Origin of the sequence: Adlercreutzia sp. ZJ141 (assembly GCF_011038965.1) — a bacterium.
Taxonomy (GTDB): domain Bacteria; phylum Actinomycetota; class Coriobacteriia; order Coriobacteriales; family Eggerthellaceae; genus ZJ141.
The window spans coordinates 242,885-258,330 of sequence record NZ_JAAKEB010000001.1; the positions used below are offsets into that span (position 1 = coordinate 242,885).

Consider the following 15,446-nt stretch of genomic DNA (forward strand, 5'->3'; position numbering starts at 1 on the left):
GTGTCTATGGTATACGTGTTTCAATGGAATTGTTTGGAAGTATCATGCCTGTCGAGCAAATAACGGTATCTTTAACTGACAACCCACATCAAGCAAGGAGCATCATGAACGAATCTATGCAATCTGCAGTAACTAACGCAGCTGTTGACACTTCCCGACCGTTTGACGACGACGAAACCTCGCTGGGAGCATCTATTGCCAAGCATCGAAAGCTTCGAGGCCTTACCCAGGAAGAGCTGGCGCGGAAGCTTTACGTTACTCGACAGGCGGTGTCGCGCTGGGAAACCGGTGAAACGATGCCCGGCATTGACATGCTCAAGCTTATTGCCATAACGCTCAATGTGCCCATTGCACATCTGCTTGAAGCACCCGCCAGCGTCGACGGCTACTGCCAAAGCTGTGGCATGGGATTTTTCGGTCAGCCGGAAAACCATGGCACCAATGCTGATGGAACACCGTCTGCTGACTACTGTACCTGGTGCTACCAGAATGGTGAGTATGAGCGTGAGGAAACCATGGACGACCTTATTGAGCGTTGTGCGCCGTATATGATGGAATCGACGCATGTTTCTCATGACGAGGCTGTCTCGATCATGGGAGCCATTCTCCCCAACCTGAAACGCTGGAAGGATTAGGAGCTGCTATGCCGCGGGAGAGCCTGACCACACAGCGTGAGCGTGCCGGCGCTATCGAAGAACGCATGTTTTCGCACTACGGTGAGGGTGCGTGCTCTCTTGAGCACGAAACCCCTTTTCAGTTGACCGTTGCTGTGGTGTTGTCAGCACAATGCACTGATGCTGCCGTAAACAAGGTGACACCAACGCTGTTTATGCGTTATGGCACCCCAGAACGCATGGCGGCTGCAAGCCCCGCAGATATCGAAGCAATCATTCATTCGCTGGGGTTCTTCCGTACCAAGTCGAAGAATCTCATCGCGCTCGCACAAACTGTGCTCGCCGAGTTCGGGGGCGAGATTCCCAATGATATCGACAAGCTACAGAAACTTCCAGGCGTTGGCCGCAAAACCGCCAACGTGGTCATGTGCCAAGCGTTTCGCAACCCGCAAGGCATCGCTGTTGACACACATGTGTTCCGTATTGCCCATCGGCTGCGTTTCGCCACGCGCAATGACGATACCCCAGCGAAAACTGAGGCAAAGTTGCTGAAAGTCCACCCGCGGCAAACCTGGCTCTACATCAACCACCAATGGGTGCATTTCGGGCGTGATTATTGCCGCGCACGCAACCCGAAGTGTGCAGAGTGCTTCATTTCTGACCTTTGCCCGAGCTTCGGCTGTGAAGCGCGTTAAGGGAACAGTGGTTTATTCTGCCAGTTCTGGCGTCAGGAACCTTCAAACCCAGAACAAGACAGCCTATGTTTAGTGTTTCCTTAAACGGATACGAGAACACCGCTACTTAAGCCTAAGCTTGACGGCCAGTCAACACCGATAGCGCGTGCTTGTGCATACGAATGTCGAATTCCCGTCCGCGTATGCGTTCGCCATCGGCCTGAGCTGGCAGCTCGCTTTCGAAGCGTACGTGCACGCCACTCGCCTGTGCGAGGTGGATCTGGCGAAACCTTGTATGATGTCCGCCCTTGGCAAGCAACAGAATGCCTGTGGCAGAAAGCGAGCTCAGTGGTGGTGTCGCTAAACACACATCGAAGAGTCCGTCATCGATGCGGGCACTCGGACACACTTTAAAGCCGCCTCCATACGTAGGTCCTATTTGCACGGCGAACAGATGGGTTTCACCAGAAAAACGCTGTGGAGCTGCAACGGATGCGCTATCGTGTACAACTTCTGCAGCATCCATGAGATCGGTGGCGTTTGCGTGTTCAAGTTCGACATCTACTTCAACGACAGGGTGGTTATTTCGAGCGCTCACATCGTTAGCACTCTCTGTGCCGCTTAATTCTAGGCTTTCCCATCTATCGGCAGTACCGGTAAAGCCGGTCATATCGGCGCCGAACTGGAAGGGACGTAGGGCTCCAAACAGCTGCGCGATTGCGCTTTCCAGATACAGAAGCGTACCGGTACGCCCTGTTCGTTGCCGGCGCTCAACCGTATCGAGCGCGATGGCGGCATCCAGCCCAAATGAGAGCGTTTCGGCGAAGTATTCTCCGTTCACGCATCCAACATCGGCAGGTGTAATGTTGAATTCAAGGAGCTGTTTGAGGGCGCGGTCGGGTTTTGCTGACATACCAAGTGTTGCCGCATAGTCGTTTCCCGACCCGAAGGGAATAAGCCCAAAACGAGGACGATCCGTTTCGTTGCGAGCCATCAGCCCGTTAACCACTTCGTGTACCGTTCCATCACCTCCCACAGCGATTACGGTGCGGTATGTTGGATGAAGCGTTCGTACGATATCGATGGCGTGCTGAGCATACTCGGTTGGGAATAAATCACATGCGTCTGCTCCCATTGCACTACGCAGCTCACACACGATGCGCTGAGCAACGTCTATCCCTGCGCCGCTTCGTGCTGCTGGGTTCGCGATAACGGCAATTCTCGCAAACTGATGCACGGTTTCTCCTTTACATGATGGATGGCGGCGTGTACTTGATCGAGCCGCTCTGCGACATAATCGGCTACTTTGTCGCGTTTTGCAAGGGTAAACGCAACAGTGTCGTTTCACGTCACCGCTCACCGCTTGTCGGCGTCTTTCCCCCGGTAATATGGGTTTTCTTGTTGCTTTTGTCGCGCATCGCTACAATGCAGGCATACAGCGAAAGGGGCATCAATGAAAAAGCAGACCGTAGCCACGTTTCGCGCGGCGAAGCAGGCAGGCACCAAGCTGGCCATGCTTACTGCGTACGACTATTCAACCGCAAAATTGGTTGATGAGGCAGGTATTGAAGGCATTTTGGTGGGTGATTCGCTGGGCATGACCATGCTCGGATACGATGACACGCTGCCCGTAACCATGGACGACATGGTGCATCACACGCGCGCAGTTACGCGCGGTGCCGAGCATGCGCTCGTGGTTGCCGACATGCCGTTCATGTCGTACCATCTTTCACCCGCTCAAGCGGTGGAAAATGCTGGGCGACTGGTGAAGGAAGGCGGCGCGCAGGCGGTTAAGATTGAAGGAGGCGCACAGTTCGCATCCGAGATACAGGCCATCACTCGCGCATCAATTCCCGTGATGGGGCATTTGGGTCTCACACCACAATCTATCAATGCGTTTGGCGGCTTTAAGGTACAGGGTAAGACCACGCAGGCTGCACAGCGTCTGGTTGACGACGCCCGCGCAATCGAAGCGGCGGGTGCGTTTTCTATCGTACTCGAGTGTATTCCATCTGAACTTGCGGCTATTATCACAGAAGCAGTGGATGTTCCAACTATCGGCATTGGTTCGGGTGCGGGATGCGATGGGCAAATTCTGGTGTATCAGGACATGTTGGGTATGTACGGAAACATGGCACCGAAATTTGTTCGTCGGTTTGCCGAAGTGGGCGACATGATGAAAACGGCGTTTGCCGACTACCGTACTGCCGTGCAGGATGGGAGCTTTCCTGCCCCCGAGCATACGTTCGCCGCGCCTTCGGGCACGTTCGACGGCGTGAACTAGCTGTTCATTACCCAAACCGCTGAAGAGACGCAATTAACAACGAGCAATACGGGTGCGGACGGGTTCAGCCAAGACTGCATCCGTACATAGAAAAGGATCATTCATGACGCAGATCATCACCACTATAAGCGAAATGCGTGCGCAGGTGCGCGCTTGGAGAAGCGCTGGCGAATGTGTTGGCCTTGTTCCCACCATGGGCTACCTGCACGAAGGGCATAAAAGCCTCATTGAACGCTCTGTTGCTGACAACGATCGCACGGTGGTGAGCGTGTTTGTAAATCCCACGCAGTTTGGTCCGAACGAAGACCTCGAAAGCTACCCGCGTGACCTCGACCGCGATGTTGCGCTCGTTGCGCATGCCGGTGCCGATGTGGTGTTTCATCCCGAACCTGAAGAGATGTACTTCCCTGACCGCTCCACCACCGTACACGTGGAGGGCTTGGGAAACGAGCTTTGTGGTAAGAGCCGCCCGATTCATTTCGACGGCGTGTGCTTGGTGGTAAGTAAACTCTTAAACATCACCACGCCCGTTCGTGCGTATTTCGGACAGAAGGACGCCCAACAGCTGCTTATCGTGCGGCGCATGGTGCGCGATTTGAGCATCGGTACAGACATCGTGGGCTGCCCCATTGTGCGCGAAGCTGATGGGTTGGCGAAAAGCTCGCGCAACACGTATCTTTCGCCTGCTGAGCGGGCTGCGGCCGTTGTGTTATCCCGTTCGCTTGCGTGTGGCCGCGCGGTAGTTGAATCTGGCGAGCGTAGTGCTGAGGCCGTGCGTGCGGCCATACGCGCCGAACTGGCAACCGAACCGCTTGCCGAACCTGAATACGTCGAAGTTGTTGACACGAATACGGTAAGTCCCGTCGACGTTATAGCTGGTGAAGTGCTGGTGGCTATTGCGGTACGCATCGGCACCACGCGCCTGATCGACAATTTCTTCTTCGATCCAGACGCATAGGCGTTGTCTATCACCTTTGATTGAGATACCGCTTGGTTTATAAACCAGTAACACGTACGTAAGCCCATAGGTGTTTAGAGAACGTTCGAGAAAGGACCATAAAACCCCATCATGCAGCTGACTATGTTGAAGGGAAAGATCCACCGCGCCATCATACAACAAGCCGACGTGGACTACGTCGGATCTATCACTGTTGACCCGGTACTGCTTGATGCGGCTGGCATTCTCGAGTACGAGCGTGTGCAGGTGGTCGATGTGAGTAATGGCGCACGCTTCGAAACCTACACCATCGCTGGCGAAGCAGGAAGTGGCATGGTGTGCGTGAATGGCGCTGCGGCGCATCTGGTTACGCCGGGAGACCTTTGTATCATCATGTGCTACTGCCAAATGACACCTGTTGAGGCACGCGAACATCGCCCACGCGTGGTGTTCGTTGACGATAAGAACGCCATTGCCAAAGTTGCGCGCTACGAGCGTCACGGCGAAATTCACTGACTCGCTGGCGTATTCCGAATATAACGTGACGAAGTGTGATTCTCGTCACGTTATTACTTTTCGGTAACCTCGCTTGCAAGCGTCTCTAATGCGGCGCGCACTGTCAATCGTCGCACCTGACTGCGATCGCCTGGTACGAACAGCCGCATCGCTTGTGCTTCGTGTGCATTGGCCCAACCAATCCATACGGTTCCCACTGGCTTGCTCGGCTCCGCTCCTGTAGGTCCGGCAATTCCTGTTACCGACACCGCAACGTCGCAGCCAAGTGCTTGACGAGCGCCGCGAGCCATATCAAGCGCCACTTGTTTGCTTACTGCCCCATCGTCGGCGAGTGTGCGGGAACCGACATGCAGCGCCGCATACTTCACTTCGTTCATATAACTGGCAATGCCACCACGAACCACCGTTGAGCTGCCGGGCACTGCTGTCAACGCCGCACAGATTCCACCGCCTGTCAGGCTTTCGGCTGTGCCTATGGTCACACCGCGCTTGGCGGCTGCGGTAATCACGCTGCTCGCCGTTTCAACCAAGGCGCGGTCTTGCGCCAACGCAAGCTCAGCTTCGGTCGCCGCGCGTGTATACGTTTCATCTTCGGCGCGCGTCGCATCGAGGTTTTGCGCTAGTAGTTCGATTAACGATTCGGACACAGGCTGCGCTGCTGTGTCCGGGTCTGCTGTGGCTCGCTTGCCCGACGGCGCAAAGCCCAGCAGTTGCTTCGCCTTCACAAAGTAATCGAGCATGCTCACAATGGTCAGCACTAACGCTACGATCATTACAAGCCAGGCAATAATATAAAGCGGGTTTTGGAGTGGATTGTCGCCGCTTTCAAAAGGTACGCCGTCCATCAAGATAAACAACACAATCGCCACCATCTGGGTGACCGTTTTTGCCTTTCCATACCAGCTTGCGGCAATCACCGTACCTTGATTCGCCGCGATCATGCGGATACCCGACACGATAAACTCACGCGACATGATGATCAGTGTCACCCATGCAGGCAGTACGCCCAGCTCGGTGAGCGACAACAACGCTGCTAGCACGAGTATCTTATCGGCGAGCGGGTCCATAAACTTACCGAAGTTGGTCACTTCGCCGCGACTGCGGGCTAAATATCCGTCGAGTGCATCGGTAGCTGCGATCAGCACAAACACCGCCGCCGCAACCCAGGGCTTCCACACTTCGCCGCCATCAAGAAAGGGGAACCAATCGAACCAGGGAGCCAAAAACACTACTACAAACACCGGCACGAAGCAGATGCGCGTAAGCGTCACGATGTTCGCCGGCGTCCAGAGCCGTTCTTGTGGTTCCTGAGCCATGTTTATTCACCTTCCATTTCGTACAGCAGCGTATCGGTGATGGTAACCCGCCGCACGTCGCCGACGTTTCCTTCGCTCACATACACCACACCGTCGACCTCGGGTGCTTGGCACATGGCACGCCCGAACAGTTGGCCATCCTCTTCAATACCTTCGATCAGCACGTCAAAGGTACGCCCAATGCGTGCAGCAATAATCTGGGAGCACACACTGTCGGCAATGTCGCGCACACGTTGGGCACGATCGCGCTTCTCATCTTCATCAATTTGGTCAGCCAGCGCCGCCGCACGCGTTCCTTCTTCGCGCGAGTACGGGAATACACCCACGTAATCGAAGTAGCCTTCCTCCACAAACGAGCACAAATCCTCGAACTGCTCATCGGTTTCACCGGGAAATCCGGCAATGAGTGTGGTCCGCAGCACCACATCGGGAAGCATGCAGCGAATCCTATCAACCAACTGCACGAACTCGTGTCTGTTACCGTGGCGATTCATCGCCTGCAGCAAGTTTTCATCAACGTGTTGCAAGGGAATATCAAGGTAGTTACAGATGTTATCGTGCTTTGCGAATACATGGAGCAGCTCGTCGGTTATTCCTTCGGGTTGCAGGTACATCACCCGAAACCACATGTGGGCGAACTCATCAGCGAGGCGATCCATCAAACTTGCGAGCGTATCGTCGGAACCTAAGTCGGAGCCCCATCGCCCAGTATCCTGCGCGATAAGCACAATCTCTCGTGCGCCGGCAGCTATGCTACGCGACACCTCTTGGCGGATGTCGCTGTACGTGAAGCTGTGATAGCGCCCTCGGATGTACGGGATCGTACAGTACGAACAGAAGCGATCGCACCCGTCGGAAATCTTCACGTATGCCGATACAGCGCTCATCTCCTGGTCAGACAACGTATAATCGGCAGCTTCGATGGTAAGGGCGCTGGTACCTGCGGCGTTCGCTTTGCCGTATGAGGCATCATCGTCAATCGGTCCCACGGTGCGATCAATGCCAAACAGGTAGCACAGGATGCTCACAATGTCGTCTTCCCTACTGCACGGCACAAACATGCTTGCTTCGGTTAGCTCGGCGGCAAGATCGTCCCCGTAGCGCGCCGGCATGCAGCCCGCCACCACAAGCTTCGTGTGGCCACAACGCACAGCATCAAGAGCCGCCACGTCGAGAATTGCCTCAATGCTTTCCTCGGTTGCGCTTTGAATAAACGAGCAGGTGTTCACCACCACAGCGTCGGCGTCAGCAATCTCATTAACAATGGAGAAGCCTGCATGCGCGAGCCGCTCCTGCATATGTGCGGTGTCGACCTCGTTCTTCGCACAACCAAGCGTGAGAAACGACACTGCCAACGGCAATGTTTCGTGTGAAGGGTGCGTCATGGGATGCGCCTAGCGATAGTTCACGTACTGAAGGGGCTGACCGTAGTCTTTCTCCTTCAAAAACGCGATAACCTCTTGCAGTGTGTCGCGGGAAGCTGAGCTTACGCGCAGCTTGTCACCTTCGATGGTTACCTTCACCTTCATCTTGGTGCCGCGAATGTCCTTCGATATGGTGCTGGCGGTATCACGGTCGATACCTTCGACGATAGTTGCCACCTGACGTACGCTTTGTCCTGCCGCGGGCTGTGGGTCACCCCACTTCACGGCGGAAAGCTCAATGCCGCGGCGAACAAGCTTTGAGCCCAACACGTCGATGACTTGCTTTGCTACGAAATCGGCGGGAGCCGATACGGTAAAGGTCTTCTTTGCTTTGTCAAGCGTTATTTCCGCGCCGGAACCTTTGAGGTCGTAGCGCTGGGAAAGCTCCTTGCGAGCCTGCTGGAACGCATTGTCTATCTCTTGCATGTCGACGGTGGAAACCACGTCAAAGCTTGATTCCTTAGCCATGGAAGCATCCTTTCTCGCATTGCGATGCGCGTTGGTACAGCCACGATGTTATCCGTATAGGATACCTTACCTTTTCCTTATGAAAGGGCGTAACGCGCAATCAGCGCGCACGCGCACGATAAAAGCGACATATTGGAAAGCAAGCAAGATTCGCGAGAGATAGTTGTTCAAAGCCACCTGCGCAGGGCTGAATGTTATCAGCAGTTCGCTCGCTCCTACGACAGGAACCGCTTGGGTAGCGGTAGGCGTACAAGGCTGCCACTTTCAAGGCTTTCGGGCACGGCGATCTCGTAGTAGCTCTCCGTTGTCGCATGACCGGCACCTTCGACGAGCACTCGTTCCTCAGACCCCGCCCGGGCTGCATAATCTTGTTCGCGCAGGTGGTCGCTTAGCTGACGCAGGTGTGCCGCTCGTTCAAACCGCAACGCATGTGGAACTTGGTCGCTACGTTGTGCCGCTGGCGTACCTTTGCGAAGTGAATAGGGAAACACATGCAGTTTCGAGAACTCGCAGGTAGTACATACGGCGCACGTTTCTAAAAACTCTGTTTCTGACTCGCCAGGAAACCCGGCAATCACGTCGGTTGTGAGCGACAGACTGGGCACCTGAACTCGCAAGTCATCGACAATTTCACAGAATCGTTCTGCGGAATACGGGCGAGCCATCTCGCGCAATACCTTCGAACTTCCCGATTGCAATGGCAGGTGCAAATGCCGACAGATACGCCCCTGAGTGCTTGACAGTAACTGCACGAAATCGGGCGCGACATCGCGCGGCTCGATACTCGACACGCGGAAACGAATGAGTTCCTGCGTACCGCGCGCACTACGGTCGGTAGCCTCGAGCAGGATCTTCAGTAGTCCCGCAAGGCGCACCTCACTCGCCGATCCCGTGGACGCGTGGTACGACCCCAAGTTGATACCGGTCAGTACCACTTCTTTCGCACCCGCCTGTGCCAGCTCGAGCACTTCGTCGACAATCGACGTGACCGGACGGCTCCAAGCGGGTCCGCGAGCTACGTGAACGATGCAATAGGTGCAGGCGTTGTCGCAGCCATCCTGTACTTTTACGCCGACACGCGTGCGAAAGCTCTCGCCAATACGCAATGCGGTTGCATGCGTGTGCGTAGTGTTCTCAAAACCATGCAGCTCCATGCGATCGAGCAGATGCACAATCTCACCAGCTGAGGCATCCTTATCACCAGCCAAGACATCTTCGATGATGCTCGATTGACCCTCAAGCACTTGCAGCAGTGTGCCTTTTGGTGCCACAACCACACGGTCACTCATGTCGGTATACGTTTTCGCGTCGATTGCTGCAGCGCAGCCAGTCACTACCACCAACGCATCGGGGTTCGCGCGCAGCGCCTGATGGGTTGCCTTGCGCGTTTTCCGTTCGGCCTGACCCGTGACCGTACACGTGTTCACTACCATCAACGCCGCATCGCCTGCATCGGTTGGGACGTGTCCGCGCGCCAGCAGCGCCGCTGCAAATGAATCGGATTCGACGCGATTCACCTTGCAACCGAGATTGACCACCTGAAACTTCATCGGATACCCCTTGCGCCTAAGCATCCCAGCTCGTAAAGCACAAGCGCCGGAGCAACCACGCCAGCGGTTTCGGTGCGCAGGATACTCGGCCCAAGCGATACAGTAAACCCGCGTTTAACACCTTCCACGATGCGGCTGACTTCACGATCAGCAAGCCCTCCTTCCGGGCCGACCACCACAGCTACACGTGCATCGGCAACCTGGCTGCAGGCGCAGCGCTTCATCCCTTCCCACAGAGCTTCATCAATGGCGGCTGACCCCGGCGCCTCTTCCCAGCACACAAGCACAGCTGTTGCTTCGCATATAAGCTCAATTGCCTGATCGAGTGTTGCAACTGGGGCAACATCGGGCACGAAGGGCTGCCCTGACTGCATGGCGGCCGACTTCGCAATAGTCTGCCAGCGCTCGCGTCGGGAAGCCGCCTTCTTCGCATCCAGCTTTACGATTGCGCGTTCGCAGGCAAGTGGCACAAACGCTGCCACACCTAACTCGGTGGCATGGCGTACGACTGAGTCCATCTTGTCGCCTTTTGCCAGACCCTGTACGAGTATCACCTGCGGTCGCGACACCTTCGCGTCTTCGCGACGAGCAATGCGCACAATTGGAATCGCATCGTCAATGCGAACGATCTCGCATTCGAAGTAGTCGCTTGCGGCGTCTACTACAGCAACATGTTCGCCGGGTGTAAGACGCAGCACGCGGGCATGCTTAGCATCGCCTGGCGCAAGACGCAGCGGAAACACCTCGTTGGTTTCCGCTGCAAGTACCTGATTATCCAAAAAGAACCGATGAAGAGACAAATGATCTCCTTTTACAACGGTGGAGCTGCTAGTTGAAGGCGTCGCGCAACTTCTGGAAAGGCGTGCGCGCATCCGCTACGTCTTCACCCATCTCAGCTGCCAGTTGCTCAAGGATCTCGCGCTGACGCTTCGTCAGCTTCTTCGGCACCACTACGTTTACGTGCACATACATGTCGCCGCGTGCGTCGCTGCGGAAGCGCGGCATGCCGTAGTTCCTCACGCGAATGACCTGTTCGTTTTGACATCCTTCGGGGATACGCACGCTAATGCGTTCGTCTTCCATGATGCCGTCGATCTCAATTTCGGCACCCAGTGAAGCTTGTGCGATAGACACGTTTACGCGAGTATGCAGGCTGTCGCCTTCACGCTCGAAGTATTCATGCTGTTGAATACGGCACGTGACAATAAGGTCACCCGATCGAGCCGCATGCATGCCGGCCTCTCCGAATCCGGTAATGCGCAGCTGCTGGCCGTCGCGGATGCCGGCTGGAACTTCCACGGTGACGCGCTGGCGATCGGGTACCCTGCCCTGCCCGTCGCATTCGGGGCACGGGTTTTCGATCGACTTGCCCGTGCCGCCGCATGTCTGGCACGGTGATGCTGTTTGCATGTCGCCCAAGAACGTGTGTTGCACGGTAACTACCCGGCCGCGCCCGTTACAGTCGGGACACACAACCTCGCGGCCGTTCTCACCCAAGCCCGTACCATCACAATCGGCGCACGGTGCCAAGCGGTCGTAAACAATTTCCTTCTTCACGCCTGACGCAACCTCTTCAAGAGTCAGCCGCAAACCGACTCCCATGTCGCGGCCTTCCGTGCGCGTGGTCGTCCGTCCGCCACTACCGCCGAAAAACGAGCTGAAGATATCGCCCATGCCGAAGCCGCCGCCGAACAGGTCCTCGAAATCGACATAGCCGCCGCCGAAGGGTGAACCACTCGACGCCGCACCGGGAATTGTGCCGAAGCGATCGTACTGGGCGCGCTTCGCAGGGTCGGATAGCACATCATAGGCTTCGTTGAGTTCCTTGAAGCGATCTTCGGCATCGGGTGCCTTGTTGATGTCGGGATGCAGCTGGCGCGCCTTGCGACGGAACGCCTTTTTTATCTCGTCGTCAGACGCATCGCGCGCGACGCCTATCACCTCATAAAGATCCTGAGCCATGAAACGTTACCTTTCCTTGCCGTGTGAAGATTCGGCTATCTATCCTGTAAAGCGGCGCTTGCAACCTGCACCGCGTGAATGACCTTCGAATAGTCCATGCGTGTAGGGCCAACAACTGCCACAACGCCGGTTGCCGCGCCTTCGCCGTAACTACTGGCAACCACCGATACGCCCGAGAGACCCGCCGCCACGTTTTCGCTTCCGATATGCACCGTTGGTAACGCACTTCCTGCATGTGCCGCATCATCAAAAATTTGCAGAAGCACAGTGTCATCCTCGAGTACTTCCATCACCGGAATGAGCGATTGCGAGCAGCTGAACTCGGGTTTCGACAAAAGTGAACTTACACCGAGTCTGCGAGCGCGCGAGAGTTCGCCCTCTTGCAGGCATGAGAGTACTTCTTCGAGAACCATGCGCACGAGTGGGTCGGCAACTGCCGTGCTGAAGCCATGTGCCAGGCGCTCTTCCATTTCGTGAAGCGAGCGCTCCGAGAACATTTCGGCGAGCAGGGTTTGTACTCGAGCAAGATCATCAGGTGAAATGTCGGTTGAGAACTCCATCTGGCGGTTAAATACACGCGCGTCTTCAGTGACCACCACTACAAGTGCTTTGCGCGGCGACAGTGAGATCACCGATATCTGCTTGATGCGCATGTCCATAACACTTGGCGCAATAACAATAGAAAGGCAGTCGGTGAAGCGAGAAAGCGCAAGCGAGGTTTGTTCAAGTAGCGAATCGAGCTCGGCGGCGCTGGCGCGCATGCGTTCAACCGCTGCGGCATACGGAGACTCCTGTGGCAGAAGACCCTGCTGAAACAGGCGGTCAACAAAGGCGCGATATCCGTAGTCGGTAGGAATGCGACCCGCCGAGGTGTGCGGCTGCGTGATGTAGCCGTCTTCTTCGAGCACCGATAGCTCGTTTCTCACCGTTGCTGAACTCACACCCAGCTGGTATTGCTCCACGAGTGTGCGCGACCCAACGGGAAGCGCGCGGGCCACGTATTCCTCTATAAGCGCTGCTAGAACGCGTTGTCTCCGGTCAGAAAGCATGGCACCTCCCTTTGCGTCGAATCCAAAACATGCCACGACCGCCCGCAGCGTCCCTCCGTTAAGACACTGGCGCGATCGACGTTGTATGTGAAACGCTATTTTAGCAGCCGACAAGCGCGAGTGCTAATATGAATGGTCAGCGAGGAAAAATTCAACGCGAGCGCCACATTCGGGCTTGAAACGCGCGAATTCGACATGAATATGAATGGGGTTTCTAAAGGGTTGCCAGCGGGATTGCCAGAACCCAGCGAGATGAATGTAGCCCCAGGTAATGCTTTACGGTGCAAGGTCGAACAAACGGCCGTATAATTCGTTGCCGCAAAGCCACCCTGTTTTGGTTGGCTTCCAACGCCCGTGCTCGTGCACAGCCAAACCATCGCGAGCAAGCTCTTCAAATGTTGTACGCACGTCGGGCAGAAGTTCGCTTGCCGCAGCAACGCGCTCGTCGCTTACTCCACGTGACATACGCATGCCAAGCATCAGGTCTTCTGCCGCCATCTGCCGCGCGTCAAGATCATCGGTAACCTGCCCGTCCTGCATGCGCATCCGTCGGTTTGAATTCTGCGTCATAGTGGTGGCCGCAAGCCCGAGTCCTAAATACGGCACGCCTGTCCAGTATGCCGTATTGTGCCTGCTCTCGAAACCTGGACGAGCGTAACTGGCAACCTCGTAGCGCGTAAACCCCGCTTGTCCGAGTACCTTTTCTGCTAGCTCCATGTGCTCAGCTTCTACATCATCGTCGGGTTCTTCCAACTGACCACACGCGACCATGCGCGCGAATGGCGTATGTTTTTCAATAGTAAGTGGATACACGCTTATATGTGTAACGCCCAACGAGACGGCTTCCTCCAAGCTTGCGCGGAAGTTATTGGCGCTCTGACCAGGAAGTCCGCACATAAGATCGATACTCACGTTCTCGAAGCGCTCTTGCGCCGCCACAATGGCGCGCCGGGCATCGTCGGCGCTGTGTGCGCGACCAAGCGTTTCCAATAAGCTGTCATTAAAGCTTTGCACGCCGATAGATAAGCGGTTTACGCCCAGCGCCCAGATGTCGCGCACCATACGCTCGGTTAGACTATCGGGGTTCGCTTCCATGGTGCACTCTACGTCTGGCTCAAGCCGTAGGGAAAGCGACAAGGTGTACAGCAGCATAGACAACCTTGAGGTGCCAACATGGCTCGGTGTGCCACCCCCAATGTATATTGTTTTCACCTCGGCGAGCTCGCCTTCTTTCGCCTTACGGCGGATTTGCAAGCACAAATCCTCCACGTACTCGTCGATCTCGGTCGAACCGGTTGGAACAGCGCGCGTCGTGAAATCACAGTAGCCGCAGCGCTGCACACAAAACGGCAGATGAAGGTAGAGCGCCTTATACGGATCATGCGGCATGTGTGGGTCCTTTCTGTTAACGCGGTGCTTTTCGGTAAGCTTAGGGCTGGCGAAACCAGCTAGCGTTTCTTACCTGCGCTCCGCGTTGCTTCCCTCAGCGATTTCTAGCAGCTCATCGAACACAGCGTCGAAATCCGAAAGCGTTGAGCAGTGGTTGATGCGCTCGCGCGCGCACGCCGCGCCCGGCAGGCCCGCCACGTACCACATGGCATGCTTGCGCATACGCACGATGTTTCGACCCTCACGTTGTGACAGTAACTGGGCATGGCGACGCGCCATGCGTAAGCGCTGCTCGACGGTTGGTGTACATGGTTCGCTGTTGCCCGCAAGCGCCGCTTTTACCTGGGAGAACAACCAGGGGTTCCCCTCAGCAGCACGCGCAATCATAATGGCGTCGCAGCCGGTCACGTCACGCATGCGCACGGCGTCGGCACCGCTTCGCACGTCTCCGTTGCCAATAACCGGTACGCGAACTGCATCCTTCACACGCGCGATGGTGTCCCAATCGGCACTGCCGCGGTACAGCTGCTCGGCGTAGCGCCCATGCACAGCAAGCGCGTCGGCACCGGCATCTTCCATGCGCTGTGCGAACTGTGGTGCCGTTTCGTCGCCTATCGACCAGCCACGCCGGAATTTCACCGTCACCGGATGGCTGACAGCCTTCTTTACCGCCCGCACGATGCTGGCCGCAAGATCGGGTTCGCGCATGAGTGCACTGCCGTCACCCTTGCTTACGATTTTGCGCGCGGGGCAGCCCATATTGATATCCAAGTACGCAAGCGTCTGACCCATCACGTCTTCAATCCACGCCGCTTGACTTGCCATAGTGTCGGGTTCATGGCCGAATAATTGCACACCAACGCTTTTCTCCCCTGCGGCCAGCGCCAGCAGGTTGCGGGTTTTCTCGTTGGCGTACGATAGCCCCTTCGCTGACACCATTTCGGTAAACGCCAGATCGGCTCCTTGTTCCAGACACAGCGTGCGAAACGCGATGTCACTCACGCCCGCCATGGGCGCGAGCAGCACATTGTATTTCCCAAACAACGTCACGCGTCGCGTTCCCTAGAAACTAAGCCCGCTACTCAGCGCGCCAATAACGCCCATACCGAGCGCGACGAGCAGCGCAACCGCCACTACGGCGACGAAGGCAACCAGGCATCCCGTTGCCTTTGATCCACGGGCGCGCTGAAGCTCTTCGGCGCATTTTTTCTCGTCGAAGGGGTCGTTGAGCCAGTCGTATTCTTCGCGTTTTCTTGTCATGGG

The 15,446-nt window shown here is 56.2% G+C and carries 16 protein-coding genes; 5 read left to right on the plus strand and 11 right to left on the minus strand.

From position 1 onward, the window contains the following. Positions 1-104: 104 nt before the first annotated feature. Positions 105-635: a zinc ribbon domain-containing protein gene (locus G7Y44_RS01095; RefSeq protein WP_241159117.1), complete on the plus strand. Its 531-nt coding sequence runs from the start codon at positions 105-107 to the stop codon at positions 633-635. Positions 636-643: 8 nt separating this feature from the next. Beyond that, positions 644-1,309: an endonuclease III gene (gene nth, locus G7Y44_RS01100; RefSeq protein ID WP_165246842.1), complete on the plus strand. Its 666-nt coding sequence runs from the start codon at positions 644-646 to the stop codon at positions 1,307-1,309. Between the two features lie 112 nt (positions 1,310-1,421). On the opposite strand, the gene G7Y44_RS10365 is transcribed toward nth, so the two are convergent. Continuing rightward, positions 1,422-2,525 (minus strand): diacylglycerol/lipid kinase family protein, encoded by a 1,104-nt coding sequence (locus tag G7Y44_RS10365; protein ID WP_241159118.1) that lies wholly within the window; start codon positions 2,523-2,525, stop codon positions 1,422-1,424. A gap of 216 nt (positions 2,526-2,741) precedes the next feature. On the opposite strand from G7Y44_RS10365, the gene panB reads away from it, so the two are divergent. From panB to panD, 3 genes are all read left to right on the plus strand, one after another. Then, on the plus strand, positions 2,742-3,572 hold the full coding sequence (gene panB, locus G7Y44_RS01115) for a 3-methyl-2-oxobutanoate hydroxymethyltransferase (protein WP_165246844.1): 831 nt from the start codon (positions 2,742-2,744) through the stop codon (positions 3,570-3,572). A 103-nt stretch (positions 3,573-3,675) separates the two neighbouring features. Further along, a complete protein-coding gene (gene panC / locus G7Y44_RS01120; protein ID WP_165246845.1) occupies positions 3,676-4,530 on the plus strand; it encodes a pantoate--beta-alanine ligase in 855 nt (284 codons plus the stop codon). 111 nt (positions 4,531-4,641) lie between these two features. Continuing rightward, positions 4,642-5,025 (plus strand): aspartate 1-decarboxylase, encoded by a 384-nt coding sequence (gene panD / locus G7Y44_RS01125; RefSeq protein WP_165044181.1) that lies wholly within the window; start codon positions 4,642-4,644, stop codon positions 5,023-5,025. A gap of 53 nt (positions 5,026-5,078) precedes the next feature. On the opposite strand, the gene pgsA is transcribed toward panD, so the two are convergent. From pgsA to G7Y44_RS01175, 10 genes are all read right to left on the minus strand, one after another. Beyond that, positions 5,079-6,341, minus strand: a complete 1,263-nt coding sequence (gene pgsA / locus G7Y44_RS01130) for a CDP-diacylglycerol--glycerol-3-phosphate 3-phosphatidyltransferase (protein ID WP_165246847.1) — start codon at positions 6,339-6,341, stop codon at positions 5,079-5,081. A gap of 2 nt (positions 6,342-6,343) precedes the next feature. After that, complete coding sequence (gene rimO / locus G7Y44_RS01135; protein WP_165246849.1) at positions 6,344-7,726, minus strand: 30S ribosomal protein S12 methylthiotransferase RimO; 1,383 nt, start codon at positions 7,724-7,726, stop codon at positions 6,344-6,346. A 9-nt stretch (positions 7,727-7,735) separates the two neighbouring features. Continuing rightward, positions 7,736-8,233 carry a YajQ family cyclic di-GMP-binding protein gene (locus G7Y44_RS01140; protein WP_165246851.1) on the minus strand — a complete coding sequence of 166 codons (498 nt, stop codon included), beginning with the start codon at positions 8,231-8,233 and terminating at the stop codon, positions 7,736-7,738. A 215-nt stretch (positions 8,234-8,448) separates the two neighbouring features. Continuing rightward, on the minus strand, positions 8,449-9,783 hold the full coding sequence (gene mtaB / locus G7Y44_RS01145) for a tRNA (N(6)-L-threonylcarbamoyladenosine(37)-C(2))-methylthiotransferase MtaB (protein WP_165246853.1): 1,335 nt from the start codon (positions 9,781-9,783) through the stop codon (positions 8,449-8,451). Further along, a complete protein-coding gene (locus tag G7Y44_RS01150) occupies positions 9,780-10,583 on the minus strand; it encodes an RsmE family RNA methyltransferase (protein WP_165246855.1) in 804 nt (267 codons plus the stop codon). The genes mtaB and G7Y44_RS01150 overlap by 4 nt, the downstream gene beginning before the upstream one ends. A 28-nt stretch (positions 10,584-10,611) precedes the next feature. Continuing rightward, positions 10,612-11,745 carry a molecular chaperone DnaJ gene (gene dnaJ / locus G7Y44_RS01155; RefSeq protein ID WP_165246857.1) on the minus strand — a complete coding sequence of 378 codons (1,134 nt, stop codon included), beginning with the start codon at positions 11,743-11,745 and terminating at the stop codon, positions 10,612-10,614. Between the two features lie 35 nt (positions 11,746-11,780). Next, positions 11,781-12,794: a heat-inducible transcriptional repressor HrcA gene (hrcA, locus tag G7Y44_RS01160; RefSeq protein ID WP_165246859.1), complete on the minus strand. Its 1,014-nt coding sequence runs from the start codon at positions 12,792-12,794 to the stop codon at positions 11,781-11,783. 276 nt (positions 12,795-13,070) lie between these two features. Beyond that, positions 13,071-14,183 (minus strand): radical SAM family heme chaperone HemW, encoded by a 1,113-nt coding sequence (gene hemW, locus G7Y44_RS01165; RefSeq protein WP_165246861.1) that lies wholly within the window; start codon positions 14,181-14,183, stop codon positions 13,071-13,073. Positions 14,184-14,252: 69 nt separating this feature from the next. After that, complete coding sequence (gene dusB / locus G7Y44_RS01170; protein WP_256367708.1) at positions 14,253-15,233, minus strand: tRNA dihydrouridine synthase DusB; 981 nt, start codon at positions 15,231-15,233, stop codon at positions 14,253-14,255. A gap of 12 nt (positions 15,234-15,245) precedes the next feature. Then, on the minus strand, positions 15,246-15,443 hold the full coding sequence (locus tag G7Y44_RS01175; protein WP_165246863.1) for a hypothetical protein: 198 nt from the start codon (positions 15,441-15,443) through the stop codon (positions 15,246-15,248). Between the last annotated feature and the right edge of the window lie 3 nt (positions 15,444-15,446).

Excerpts from the sequence above, each read along its gene's own strand:
- nth (WP_165246842.1), top strand. The coding sequence starts at position 644 with ATGCCGCGGGAGAGCCTGACCACACAGCGTGAGCGTGCCGGCGCTATC.
- mtaB (WP_165246853.1), bottom strand. The coding sequence starts at position 9,783 with ATGAAGTTTCAGGTGGTCAATCTCGGTTGCAAGGTGAATCGCGTCGAA.
- G7Y44_RS01095 (WP_241159117.1), top strand. The coding sequence starts at position 105 with ATGAACGAATCTATGCAATCTGCAGTAACTAACGCAGCTGTTGACACT.
- rimO (WP_165246849.1), bottom strand. The coding sequence starts at position 7,726 with ATGACGCACCCTTCACACGAAACATTGCCGTTGGCAGTGTCGTTTCTC.
- G7Y44_RS01175 (WP_165246863.1), bottom strand. The coding sequence starts at position 15,443 with ATGACAAGAAAACGCGAAGAATACGACTGGCTCAACGACCCCTTCGAC.
- hrcA (WP_165246859.1), bottom strand. The coding sequence starts at position 12,794 with ATGCTTTCTGACCGGAGACAACGCGTTCTAGCAGCGCTTATAGAGGAA.
- panC (WP_165246845.1), top strand. The coding sequence starts at position 3,676 with ATGACGCAGATCATCACCACTATAAGCGAAATGCGTGCGCAGGTGCGC.
- pgsA (WP_165246847.1), bottom strand. The coding sequence starts at position 6,341 with ATGGCTCAGGAACCACAAGAACGGCTCTGGACGCCGGCGAACATCGTG.
- G7Y44_RS01140 (WP_165246851.1), bottom strand. The coding sequence starts at position 8,233 with ATGGCTAAGGAATCAAGCTTTGACGTGGTTTCCACCGTCGACATGCAA.
- panD (WP_165044181.1), top strand. The coding sequence starts at position 4,642 with ATGCAGCTGACTATGTTGAAGGGAAAGATCCACCGCGCCATCATACAA.
- panB (WP_165246844.1), top strand. The coding sequence starts at position 2,742 with ATGAAAAAGCAGACCGTAGCCACGTTTCGCGCGGCGAAGCAGGCAGGC.
- hemW (WP_165246861.1), bottom strand. The coding sequence starts at position 14,183 with ATGCCGCATGATCCGTATAAGGCGCTCTACCTTCATCTGCCGTTTTGT.
- dnaJ (WP_165246857.1), bottom strand. The coding sequence starts at position 11,745 with ATGGCTCAGGATCTTTATGAGGTGATAGGCGTCGCGCGCGATGCGTCT.